The sequence below is a fragment of the Enterobacter cloacae complex sp. IR5402 genome (assembly GCF_049238125.1).
Classification (GTDB): Bacteria; Pseudomonadota; Gammaproteobacteria; order Enterobacterales; family Enterobacteriaceae; genus Enterobacter; species Enterobacter hormaechei_C.
In genome coordinates, this window is record NZ_JBMKHO010000015.1 from 39,576 (window position 1) to 51,566 (window position 11,991).

Consider the following 11,991-nt stretch of genomic DNA (forward strand, 5'->3'; position numbering starts at 1 on the left):
GATCTGATTTGTTAAATGTCAGCAAAAGCAGGGAGTTGGTACCCACCCCCTGACGGGAGCGGGTGAAGGGACTTAGTGGTGTTGCACGGTAGCTATGTCGAGAAGATGGCGGTCCGTCTGCTCCAGACAAATCCCCGCACGTTTCGCGTTGCGGATTTCATCTGCGAGCGTCTTCAGCAGCATGCCATCCTGCTGCTGCTCTCTGTCCATATCGCGTAAAAACGTGAGGGTAATGATGTCCTGTTGCGCTTTGGCTTCATCAGCCAGTTTGCTCAGCTTCGCACAGCGTTGCTCGTACTCTTCGAGCGTTTTCTGAAACAGTTCTTCCAGAGAAGTGTAATTATCTTCAATCGTTTCAAGCTCTTTGACGGTAGGGTTTGCCCCGACAGCTTTCAAAAAGTTAAAGACACGCATCATGTGCGTGACGTTACTTTGCGCCTGAGTACGAAAGAAGGTGGCAGTGCCGTTGAGGCTTTTTCTGGAACACCACGCGCTCAAATGCAGATGCAGATTTGAAGCATAAAACTCCAGGTTCATCTGGGCATTCAGTTTTTGCATCATCGTTTGGGTAGTCATTCTCATATCCTTATTGACTGTGGGACTTGATGTCCGCTACTTAACCTGACCCGGCAGGTATTCACGATTGAATGGCGGAAATAGATTTCTGCAAGGTAAAAACTCGAAAATTCACTTCCTGTGTTCGATTTAAATAAGCATACGCTTCTCTTCGACTTAAGAAAACTCTTAATTGGGCTGTGTTTACCATAGATTACAAATTTAAATATAGCCCAGAATAGAAAGAAGGTTACGAGATTGGTAATTATATAACATGTTGATTTAAAAGGGTGTAAAATCAATTTTGCTCATTTTTATCGTTTCAGGAAACGTTCTTTGGCGGGAAATTCTGTAAAAGTGATAAATCAGAAATAATATTTGCAAATATATCCTGTCGTATCAAATTTGAGCTAAATCAATTTTCACTCAATATACGGTTCTGTGATCGCGGCGCAAGATTGTGATCTGATAACGCGGGAAAATGAAACGATGTTTTACATTGTTTCATTATTTGAGGTTTATGATGGCTAACGTTGCGGTGCTGCTGGCACCTAGTTTTGAAGAAGCAGAAGCGATTATCACTATTGATATTCTGCGGCGTTTACAGATTGAGGTGGAGACGCTGGCCTGCGCGGAGTCCCGTGCGGTAGTGAGTTACCATAATATCCCCATGGTGGCTGACAGTACGTTAACGGAGCGCATTAATAAGCTGTATGACGCGGTCGTATTGCCCGGTGGGCCGCAGGGGAGCGTCAATCTTGCTGCTAACCAGGAGGTGATCCGCTTTGTTTCCGCGCATGACGAGCACGGCAAACTTATCTGCCCGATCTGCTCTGCGGCCGCGCGGGTGCTGGGCGGTAACGGGCTACTGAAGGGGCGCCGCTACGTCTGTTCCGGCGATCTGTGGCAGAGCGTTGATGATGGAGTATATGTAGATGCGCCGGTCGTGGAGGATAATAACCTCATCAGCGGCAAGGGGCTGGGGCACGCTTTTGACTTTGCGCTGACGCTCTCTGCTCGTTTGTTGGGTGACGACGCCCCCGTGCGCGATCATGCTGAACACATCTATTACCGCTGGTAAATTTTCTGCCGGACGCTAAGGCGTCCGGGTTACAGGGATTTCTTAGCTGACCTTATGGATAATCCTGCTTAACTCCTTTCCATTTGTAGGACAATTACGTCCTTTTTTATGTCATTTTCCGCTGAATTTATGTACGCAATTACTGTAATTCTGCGGTGTGATGTCGCTCTCTTATGGATGATTAATTTCCCGCTAAAACTATCTCCAGCAATAACGCTTATAACAAGGTAAGCGCTAATGCCTTGTTTTAAGTCCGATTAAATAAGTTGTTCGCCATTATTCCCTACAGATAAGAATGCTTAAGCTGGAGTTTACCATGCACAAATTTACTAAAGCGCTGGCGGCCATCGGCCTGGCTGCCGTTATGTCACAATCCGCTATCGCTGAAAATTTAAAGCTCGGTTTTCTGGTTAAACAGCCTGAAGAACCGTGGTTCCAGACCGAATGGAAATTTGCTGATAAAGCCGGAAAAGATTTGGGATTTGAGGTAATTAAAATCGCCGTACCTGACGGTGAGAAAACGCTGAACGCCATTGATAGCCTGGCGGCCAGCGGTGCGAAAGGTTTCGTTATCTGTACGCCGGATCCAAAACTGGGGTCAGCGATTGCCGCGAAAGCGCGCGGTTACGACATGAAAGTGATTGCGGTGGACGATCAGTTCGTGAACGCCAAAGGTAAACCGATGGATACCGTTCCGCTGGTAATGATGGCGGCCACTAAAATCGGTGAGCGTCAGGGCCAGGAGCTCTATAAAGAGATGCAAAAACGCGGCTGGGATGTCAAAGAGACTGCCGTGATGGCCATTACCGCTGACGAGCTGGACACCGCCCGTCGTCGTACCACCGGGTCCATGGACGCCCTGAAAGCGGCTGGCTTCCCGGAAAAACAGATCTACAAAGTCCCGACCAAATCCAACGATATTCCGGGCGCCTTTGATGCGGCGAACTCCATGCTCGTCCAGCATCCGGAAGTGAAGCACTGGCTGGTGGTGGGGATGAACGACAACACCGTACTGGGCGGCGTGCGTGCAACGGAAGGCCAGGGCTTTAAAGCACCGGACGTGATCGGGATCGGCATTAACGGCGTTGACGCCGTGAGCGAACTGTCTAAAGCGCAGGCGACCGGCTTCTATGGCTCACTGCTGCCAAGCCCGGATGTCCACGGCTATAAATCCAGCGAAATGCTCTACAACTGGGTGACCAAAGGGGTTGAACCGCCGAAATTCACTGAAGTGACCGATGTGGTGCTGATCACCCGCGATAACTTCAAAGAGGAGCTGGCGAAAAAAGGACTGGGCGGTAAGTAATACGCTGTGATTGCGCCCCTCACTCACCGTGAGGGGCCAGACGTACACACTACAGGAATCACGGAGTCGTTATGCAACAGTCTGATCCGTATCTCTCTTTCCGCGGCATCGGTAAAACGTTCCCCGGTGTAAACGCGCTGACCGATATCAGCTTCGACTGCTATGCCGGCCAGGTTCACGCCCTGATGGGGGAGAATGGCGCGGGAAAATCCACGCTGCTAAAAATTCTCAGCGGCAACTACACGCCCACCACCGGCACGCTGGCTATTCGCGGCGAAGAGGTGGCCTTTGCCGACACCACGGCAGCATTAAATGCGGGCGTCGCCATCATCTATCAGGAGCTGCATCTCATTCCTGAAATGACCGTGGCGGAGAACATCTATCTGGGCCAGCTTCCGCATAAAAGCGGCGTGGTCAACCGCTCGCTGCTCAATTATGAAGCGGGCTTGCAGCTCAAGCACCTTGGGCTGGATGTCGATCCGCAAACGCCCCTTAAGTATCTCTCCATCGGCCAGTGGCAGATGGTGGAAATTGCCAAAGCGCTGGCGCGTAACGCCAAAATTATCGCCTTCGATGAGCCAACCAGCTCGCTCTCGGCGCGTGAAATAGAAAATCTCTTTCGCGTGATCCGCGAGCTGCGCAAAGAGGGCCGCATCATTCTGTACGTTTCTCACCGTATGGAAGAGATTTTTGCCTTAAGCGATGCCATCACCGTGTTTAAAGATGGACGCTACGTGCGCACCTTCACCGATATGCAGCAGGTTAATCACGATCAGCTGGTGCAGGCGATGGTCGGACGCGATCTGGGGGACATTTACCACTGGAAACCGCGCGAGTATGGCCCGGAGCGTCTGCGTCTGGATAACGTCAAAGCCCCAGGCGTGCGCACGCCCATTTCACTCTCGGTGCGCAGCGGCGAAATCGTCGGGCTGTTTGGCCTTGTGGGGGCAGGGCGCAGCGAGCTGATGAAAGGGCTGTTTGGCGGGACGCGCATAACCCTGGGCCAGGTTTTCGTCGACGGGAAAAAGGTCGATATTCAGAAGCCTGCGCAGGCGATTAACGCGGGGATTATGCTCTGCCCGGAGGATCGAAAGGCAGAGGGCATTATTCCGGTGCACTCGGTGCGCGACAACATCAACATCTCTGCCCGGCGCAAGTTCATCCGCGCGGGATGTCTGATTAACGACGGCTGGGAGGCGAGCAACGCGGATCACCATATCCGTTCGCTGAACATTAAAACCCCCGGCGCTGAACAGCTGATCATGAACCTGTCCGGCGGTAACCAGCAAAAAGCCATTCTGGGGCGCTGGCTATCGGAAGATATGAAGGTCATTTTGCTGGATGAACCAACGCGCGGTATTGACGTGGGGGCGAAACACGAAATCTATAACGTCATCTATGAACTGGCAAAACGTGGTGTGGCGGTCCTGTTCGCCTCCAGCGATCTGCCCGAGGTGCTGGGCGTCGCCGACCGCATTGTAGTGATGCGTGAAGGCGAAATTGCCGGTGAATTGCTGCATGAACAGGCGAATGAACAACAGGCGTTGAGTCTCGCCATGCCTAAAGTTAGCCAGGCTGTCGCCTGAGTAAGGAGTCAATGATGTCCTCTGTTACTACATCCGGAGCGCCGAAGTCGGCTTTCAGTTTTGGCCGCATCTGGGACCAGTACGGCATGCTGGTGGTCTTTGCTGCCCTCTTCGTCGCCTGCGCGATTTTTGTGCCGAACTTCGCCACGTTCATCAATATGAAGGGGCTGGGGCTGGCTATCTCCATGTCCGGCATGGTGGCCTGCGGAATGCTGTTCTGCCTGGCTTCCGGTGATTTTGACCTGTCGGTCGCCTCGGTGATTGCCTGTGCAGGCGTCACCACTGCCGTGGTGATCAACATGACCGAAAGCCTGTGGATCGGCGTGCTGGCCGGGCTGCTGCTCGGCGTGTTGAGCGGCCTGGTGAACGGGTTTGTCATTGCGCGCCTGAAGATTAACGCCCTGATTACGACGCTGGCGACCATGCAAATCGTGCGCGGTCTGGCCTATATCATCTCCGACGGCAAAGCGGTCGGGATCGAAGACGAGCGTTTCTTCACGCTGGGCTATGCCAACTGGCTGGGGCTGCCTGCGCCAATCTGGCTGACGGTAGGCTGTTTGATCCTGTTCGGTTTCCTGCTCAACCGCACCACCTTTGGCCGAAATACCCTGGCGATTGGCGGCAATGAAGAGGCGGCGCGTCTGGCGGGTGTCCCGGTCGTACGGACCAAGATCATTATCTTCGTGCTTTCCGGGCTGGTATCGGCGGCGGCGGGGATTATTCTGGCGTCGCGCATGACCAGCGGCCAGCCTATGACCTCCATTGGTTATGAGCTAATCGTCATCTCAGCCTGCGTTTTGGGGGGCGTTTCCCTCAAGGGCGGCATCGGAAAAATCTCATATGTGGTGGCGGGGATCCTGATTCTGGGGACCGTAGAGAACGCCATGAACCTGCTCAATATTTCTCCGTTCTCTCAGTACGTCGTACGCGGCCTGATCCTGCTGGCAGCGGTGATCTTCGACCGTTACAAGCAAAAAGCGAAGCGTACCGTCTGATTTATTTTTAGCCACTAACCTGCTCAACTATTAACCATAGTTGACCCCCTGACCGGCCCGCCAGTTTTGTTGACGGGCCGGTTGCTAAATGGCGAGCACCGTCACACTGTCTATACTTACATGGCTGTTTTGTTCACTGTAAGGAGGATTAGGGTGGCTGACTTGTTAACCGCACCGCCTGTACTGCCCGGAAAATTTGCTTTCTTTTTTGACCTCGACGGGACGCTCGCCGGGATTGAACCGCATCCGGATGACGTTGTTGTACCGGACACGGTGTTAGAGAATTTGCAGCAGCTCTCCCGACAGAACGAGGGGGCACTGGCATTGATTTCAGGGCGCTCAATGGCCGAGCTGGACGTGCTCGCCAGTCCTTATCACTTTCCGCTGGCCGGTGTGCACGGAGCGGAGCGCCGCGATATCCATGATCAACTGCATATAGTTTCACTCCCCGACACGCTGATTCAGGCGCTGCATGCGCAACTCTCTTCGGCTCTGGAAATGCTTCCCGGTACGGAACTGGAAGCCAAAGGCATGGCTTTTGCGCTGCACTACCGTCAGGCGCCCCATCATGAGGCGGCGATATTTTCGATAGCAAGAAGCGTGGCCGAAGCCCATCCGGAGCTGGCGTTACAGCCGGGTAAATGTGTGGTCGAGATTAAACCGGCAGGAATTAACAAAGGCGCTGCCATTGCAGCGTTTATGGCGGAAGCGCCGTTCAAAGGGCGTACGCCAGTCTTTTTTGGGGATGACCTGACCGACGAGGCCGGGTTCAGGGTGGTAAACCAGGCCCAGGGCATGTCTGTCAAGGTTGGATCTGGTGAAACCATTGCCGGATGGCGGCTGGATAATGTCGCCAGCGTCTGGCAGTGGATATCTGACGTCGCTAACCAGCAACAACAACAAATAGCGCAAAACAACGGGAGAAATCATTATGGGTCGCTTAGTCGTCGTCTCTAATCGCATCGCACCGCCGGATGATAAAAAAGCCAGTGCCGGTGGCCTGGCGGTCGGGGTATTAGGTGCCCTCAAAGCCGCGGGTGGTCTCTGGTTTGGCTGGAGCGGGGAAATCAGTAACGAAGAGAAACCGCTAAAAAAGGTGTCACGGGGCAATATCACGTGGGCATCCTTCGCCCTTAGCGAGAAGGACTATGATGAATATTATTCCGAGTTCTCAAACGCCGTGCTGTGGCCAGCGTTTCACTATCGTCTGGATCTGGTGAAATTCCAGCGTGAATCCTATGAAGGCTACATGCGCGTCAACGCGCTGCTGGCAGATAAACTACTGCCGCTGATCGAAGAAGACGATATTTTATGGATCCACGATTATCATCTGCTGCCTTTCGCCAGGGAGTTGCGGAAACGGGGTGTGAATAACCGAATCGGTTTCTTCCTGCATATTCCGTTCCCGACCCCGGAGATCTTTACGGCGCTGCCGCAGCACGAGGAGATCCTGGAGGCGCTGTCAGATTACGACCTGCTCGGTTTCCAGACGGAAAATGACAGGCTGGCCTTCCTCGACAGCGTGTCGGGCAAAACCCGGCTGGTCACTCACGGCGGTAAATCTCATACCGCGTGGGGACGAAATTTCCATACCGAAGTCTACCCGATCGGTATTGAGCCAGACGAAATTGCCGAGCAGGCCTCCGGTCCGCTGCCGCCGAAGCTTGCCCAGCTCAAGGACGAACTCAAGCACGTTAAGAATATCTTTTCGGTTGAACGACTGGATTATTCCAAAGGGTTGCCGGAGCGATTCCTCGCCTATGAAACCCTGCTGGATAAATTCCCGCAGCATCATGGCAAGATCCGCTACACCCAGATAGCGCCGACCTCGCGCGGTGAGGTTCAGGCCTACCAGGATATTCGTCACCAGCTTGAGACCGAAGCAGGGCGCATCAACGGGCGCTATGGCCAGCTCGGCTGGACTCCACTTTTCTATCTGAATCAGCATTTTGAGCGCAAAATCCTGATGAAAGTGTTCCGCTATGCGGACGTCGGGTTGGTCACGCCGCTGCGCGACGGGATGAATCTGGTGGCAAAAGAGTATGTAGCAGCACAAGATCCTGCTGACCCGGGCGTGCTGGTGCTGTCCCAATTTGCCGGTGCGGCAAACGAGTTGACCTCAGCGCTGATTGTGAACCCTTACGATCGCGATGACGTGGCAAATGCCCTGAATCGCGCGTTAACCATGCCGCTTGCGGAACGCATTTCACGTCATTCGGAAATGATGGAGACCATCGTCAAGAATGATATCAACCGCTGGCAGGCGCGTTTTATTGACGATTTGCGCGCGATCCAGCCGCAAAGTCAGGAAGGTGATCTGCAAAAAAAGATCGCGACCTTCCCTAAACTCGCCTGATTTCCTTCGGGGGCATTAATTGCCCCCGAGAGGCACCAGCAGGACATCCACCTGGCTTGACGAAACGATGGATTTTGCCGAGCATGCCGCCCGGGAAAAAAAGCTCTGGTTATGATTTCCGCAAATGACCAGGTCAATATTCTGTTTCCGACAAATGTCGAGAATATGTTCACTTAATTCCCCGGTGGCAATCACCGTCTGATGGACAGGATAGTTTGCCCGCTCAACCAGCTCGCGCAGAAATTGCTGCGTTTCTTCCTGAAGAACCTCACGAATATCTTCCAGCATAGGCGCTGCCAGTTGGTTATACATCTCGGGTTCAGCTGCCAGGGTGATCAGACTTATGCGGGCATTGTTCGGGCGGGCAATGGAAACGGCACGGGCGACGAGTTGATGACTTTCTGGGGAAACCGCAACAGAAACAAGAAGATGGGAGTAACTCATCACACACTCCTTTTATGTCAAAATGACACGTTTCTTAAGCTTTACCGCGAATCTGCCGCTTCTGCAAGAGCTACATGCGACAATAGTGTGAACCTTATCATAATTATTCATTAATTATTCTTATAAGAAGAATAACGAAATGGGAGCGCAAAATGAAAGTAATTAACAACTTAACGTAAATCACACATTTAGCCTTCCGTGCTGTTAAATCGCGTTAACCGATCGTCAACGCAAGCGTGATGCTGACCCATGGAAGCTCCTGTCTCGAATTGAAAGCTTAACCTGCTGTTTTTACTTAATTAAATCTGGCTGTTCCCTGACGTTCGCGCCCGTTCAGACGCGGAAGGGCAGCGCTTCTCCGACATAGCAATTTTCATACCCGATCCACTCATCCCTCTGCATGAGTATTCGTTCCATAAGAATATAACCAAGCTTCGGTTGCTCAATAAACAGTCAAATTACAAGTCACGCTGATGGATTTATGGGTTACATTCGCGTAAATTATGTGACGAAGATCACATTTTTTTTAAATTCCAGGGGGGGCTGCGTTGTATGTGTCAAAACTGACGAGTAGAGTTTGCGTCGAATTAGGAAAAATCTTAGTTATTTGTAAGAAAATATAAAATGTGTAACCGACATTTTGGCCATGTTAACCGGTCACGCGCTTTACGACGTACAAACCTAAATTCAACTATGCATTTGGCCTTTTCTTTTTATACCGGGTGATTTCCCGGCGACATCACGGGGTGCGGTCTTTCCGCATAAAAATAATAGTTGGTTATTCGGGATGGGAAAAATGCATACATCCGAGTTGCTAAAACATATTTATGACATCAATTTGTCGTATTTATTGCTCGCGCAGCGTTTGATTAGTCAGGACAAACCGTCAGCGATGTTTCGTCTGGGTGTTAACGAAGAGATGGCAACCATGCTGGGTGGATTAACCCTCCCGCAAATGGTCAAGCTGGCTGAAACCAATCAACTTGTCTGCCAGTTCCGTTTTGATAACCCGCAGACCATTACGCGTCTGACTCAGGAATCTCGCGTGGACGATCTGCAACAAATCCACACCGGTATTCTTCTCTCCACCCGTCTGCTCAACGAAATCAGCCAGCCTGATGACGTAGCCCGGAAGAAAAGGGCTTAACAATGAGCGAAAAAAGCATTGTTCAGGAAGCCCGTGATATCCAGCTGGCAATGGAACTCATCACGCTGGGCGCGCGTTTACAAATGCTGGAAAGCGAGACGCAGTTGAGCCGTGGTCGTCTGATCAAGCTGTACAAAGAACTGCGTGGTAGCCCGCCGCCAAAAGGCATGCTGCCGTTTTCCACTGACTGGTTCATGACCTGGGAGCAGAACATTCATGCTTCCATGTTCTGTAACGCCTGGCAGTACCTGCTTAAAACGGGGTTATGCAGCGGCGTTGATGCCGTGATCAAAGCCTACAAACTTTACCTTGAGCAATGCCCGCAGCAGGAAGAGGGACCTCTGCTGGCGCTGACCCGCGCCTGGACGCTGGTGCGTTTTGTTGAAAGCGGCATGCTTGAATTGTCGCGCTGCAACTGCTGTGACGGCAATTTTATTACCCACGCGCATCAGCCTGCGGGCAGCTTCGCCTGTAGTTTGTGCCAGCCTCCATCCCGAGCCGTAAAAAGACGTAAACTTTCCCGGGATGCTGCCGATATTATTCCACAACTGCTGGATGAACAGATCGAACACGCTGTTTAACCCGAACCTGTGGGCAAGATTCCAGCAGCGGTAAGCGATTACCGCTGCTTTTTTTTACCCTGCGTTCAGGTCTCGCGCTCGAAATGAACGTCCTGCCATAGTCACTAGCGGAAGGATGATGTCGTGCTTATCTTATTAGGTTACCTGGTAGTTCTCGGTACAGTTTTCGGCGGTTACATGATGACCGGCGGGCACCTTGGAGCACTCTATCAACCGGCTGAACTTGTCATCATCGGCGGTGCAGGGGTAGGGGCTTTTATCGTTGGTAACAACGGTAAATCGATCAAGGGCACGCTGAAGGCGATTCCGCTGCTGTTTCGTCGCTCGAAATACACCAAAAGCATGTATATGGATCTGCTGGCGCTGCTCTATCGCCTGATGGCGAAGTCACGTCAGCAGGGGATGTTCTCGCTGGAGCGGGACATCGAAAACCCGAAAGAGAGCGAAATTTTCGCCAGCTACCCGCGTATTCTGGCCGACGCGATGATGCTCGATTTTATCGTCGATTACCTGCGCCTGATCATCAGCGGCAACATGAACACCTTCGAAATTGAAGCCCTGATGGACGAAGAGATTGAAACCCATGAGAGCGAATCCGAAGTGCCGGCCAACAGCCTGGCGCTGGTGGGCGACTCGCTTCCGGCGTTTGGCATCGTGGCGGCGGTAATGGGCGTGGTACATGCCCTGGCCTCGGCGGATCGCCCGGCGGCTGAACTGGGCGCGCTGATTGCCCACGCGATGGTGGGGACGTTCCTCGGTATTTTACTGGCCTACGGCTTTATCTCCCCGCTGGCGAGCGTGCTGCGCCAGAAGAGCGCCGAAACCACCAAAATGATGCAGTGCGTGAAAATTACGCTGCTCTCAAACCTCAACGGTTATGCCCCGCCGATCGCCGTCGAATTTGGTCGTAAGACGCTCTACTCCAGCGAACGTCCGTCGTTTATCGAACTGGAAGAGCACGTGCGCGCGGTGAAAAACCCCAACCAACAGACGACAACTGAGGACGCATGAAAAACCAGTCCCATCCGATCGTCATCGTAAAAAAGCGCAAGCATAAGGCGCACGGGCACGGTTCTCACGGCTCCTGGAAGATCGCGTACGCCGACTTTATGACCGCCATGATGGCGTTCTTCCTGGTGATGTGGCTGATCTCCATCTCCAGCCCGAAAGAGCTTATCCAGATTGCGGAATATTTCAGGACGCCGCTGGCGACGGCGGTCACCGGCGGGCCGCGCATTTCGAACAGCGACAGCCCGATCCCCGGCGGCGGTGATGATTACACCCAGCAGCAGGGCGAAGTGAAAAAACAGCCTAACATCGACGAGCTGAAAAAACGGATGGAGCAGGCGCGCCTGAAAAAACTGCGCGGTGACCTGGATCAGCTGATTGAAGCGGACCCCAAGCTGCGCGCGCTGCGTCCGCATCTGAAAATTGACCTGGTACAGGAAGGGCTGCGTATTCAGATCATCGACAGCCAGAACCGGCCGATGTTTAAAACCGGCAGCGCCGAAGTCGAGCCCTACATGCGCGATATTCTGCGTGCGATTGCACCGGTACTGAACGGTATTCCTAACCGCATTAGCCTGTCCGGACACACGGATGATTTCCCGTACGCCACGGGAGAGAAAGGATACAGCAACTGGGAGCTTTCTGCCGATCGCGCCAACGCCTCGCGTCGCGAGCTGGTGGCGGGTGGGCTTGATGATGGCAAGGTCCTGCGCGTGGTCGGCATGGCTGCAACCATGCGCCTTACCGACCGCGGACCGGATGACGCCATCAACCGTCGTATCAGTCTTTTAGTGCTGAACCAGCAGGCGGAGCAGGCCATCCTGCATGAAAACGCCGAAAGTCAGAATGAGTCACTGGACGATTTAAAACAGCCTGGGGCCGTCCCTTCGGCTGCCGTTCCAACATCGCCACCAGCCAATCCGAGGTGATAG

At 52.9% G+C, this 11,991-nt stretch carries 12 protein-coding genes; 10 read left to right on the forward strand and 2 right to left on the reverse strand.

What is annotated here, in order from left to right; translation table 11 throughout:
* Positions 1-72 precede the first annotated feature (72 nt).
* The gene (locus ACOTXL_RS19720) at positions 73-576 is read right to left on the reverse strand and encodes a non-heme ferritin-like protein (RefSeq protein ID WP_003859685.1); all 504 of its coding nucleotides are present in this window, start codon (positions 574-576) and stop codon (positions 73-75) included.
* A 502-nt stretch (positions 577-1,078) separates the two neighbouring features.
* Here ACOTXL_RS19720 and ACOTXL_RS19725 point away from each other — a divergent pair.
* From ACOTXL_RS19725 to otsA, 6 genes are all read left to right on the forward strand, one after another.
* A complete protein-coding gene (locus tag ACOTXL_RS19725; protein ID WP_045350823.1) occupies positions 1,079-1,636 on the forward strand; it encodes a DJ-1/PfpI family protein in 558 nt (185 codons plus the stop codon).
* 316 nt (positions 1,637-1,952) lie between these two features.
* The gene (gene araF, locus ACOTXL_RS19730) at positions 1,953-2,942 is read left to right on the forward strand and encodes an arabinose ABC transporter substrate-binding protein AraF (RefSeq protein ID WP_017384422.1); all 990 of its coding nucleotides are present in this window, start codon (positions 1,953-1,955) and stop codon (positions 2,940-2,942) included.
* A gap of 71 nt (positions 2,943-3,013) precedes the next feature.
* Positions 3,014-4,528, forward strand: coding sequence for an L-arabinose ABC transporter ATP-binding protein AraG (araG, locus tag ACOTXL_RS19735; protein WP_023324891.1), 1,515 nt, complete (start codon positions 3,014-3,016; stop codon positions 4,526-4,528).
* A gap of 14 nt (positions 4,529-4,542) precedes the next feature.
* Entirely contained in the window at positions 4,543-5,523 is a 981-nt protein-coding gene (araH, locus tag ACOTXL_RS19740) for an arabinose ABC transporter permease AraH (protein WP_003859689.1), read from the forward strand.
* A 153-nt stretch (positions 5,524-5,676) separates the two neighbouring features.
* Entirely contained in the window at positions 5,677-6,480 is an 804-nt protein-coding gene (gene otsB / locus ACOTXL_RS19745) for a trehalose-phosphatase (RefSeq protein WP_003859690.1), read from the forward strand.
* The gene (otsA, locus tag ACOTXL_RS19750) at positions 6,455-7,879 is read left to right on the forward strand and encodes an alpha,alpha-trehalose-phosphate synthase (RefSeq protein ID WP_003859691.1); all 1,425 of its coding nucleotides are present in this window, start codon (positions 6,455-6,457) and stop codon (positions 7,877-7,879) included. The genes otsB and otsA overlap by 26 nt, the downstream gene beginning before the upstream one ends.
* A gap of 15 nt (positions 7,880-7,894) precedes the next feature.
* Here otsA and uspC read toward each other — a convergent pair whose 3' ends face one another.
* A complete protein-coding gene (uspC, locus tag ACOTXL_RS19755; RefSeq protein ID WP_003859692.1) occupies positions 7,895-8,323 on the reverse strand; it encodes a universal stress protein UspC in 429 nt (142 codons plus the stop codon).
* Between the two features lie 796 nt (positions 8,324-9,119).
* Between uspC and flhD the strand changes: the two genes are divergently transcribed.
* The 4 genes from flhD to motB all read left to right on the forward strand — a co-directional run bounded on the left by flhD (position 9,120) and on the right by motB (position 11,988).
* The gene (gene flhD, locus ACOTXL_RS19760) at positions 9,120-9,470 is read left to right on the forward strand and encodes a flagellar transcriptional regulator FlhD (protein WP_003859693.1); all 351 of its coding nucleotides are present in this window, start codon (positions 9,120-9,122) and stop codon (positions 9,468-9,470) included.
* A gap of 2 nt (positions 9,471-9,472) precedes the next feature.
* Positions 9,473-10,051 carry a flagellar transcriptional regulator FlhC gene (flhC, locus tag ACOTXL_RS19765; RefSeq protein WP_003859695.1) on the forward strand — a complete coding sequence of 193 codons (579 nt, stop codon included), beginning with the start codon at positions 9,473-9,475 and terminating at the stop codon, positions 10,049-10,051.
* 123 nt (positions 10,052-10,174) lie between these two features.
* The gene (gene motA / locus ACOTXL_RS19770; RefSeq protein ID WP_003859696.1) at positions 10,175-11,062 is read left to right on the forward strand and encodes a flagellar motor stator protein MotA; all 888 of its coding nucleotides are present in this window, start codon (positions 10,175-10,177) and stop codon (positions 11,060-11,062) included.
* Positions 11,059-11,988: a flagellar motor protein MotB gene (motB, locus tag ACOTXL_RS19775; protein ID WP_023324889.1), complete on the forward strand. Its 930-nt coding sequence runs from the start codon at positions 11,059-11,061 to the stop codon at positions 11,986-11,988. Before motA ends, motB begins: the two co-directional genes overlap by 4 nt.
* Positions 11,989-11,991 lie beyond the last annotated feature (3 nt).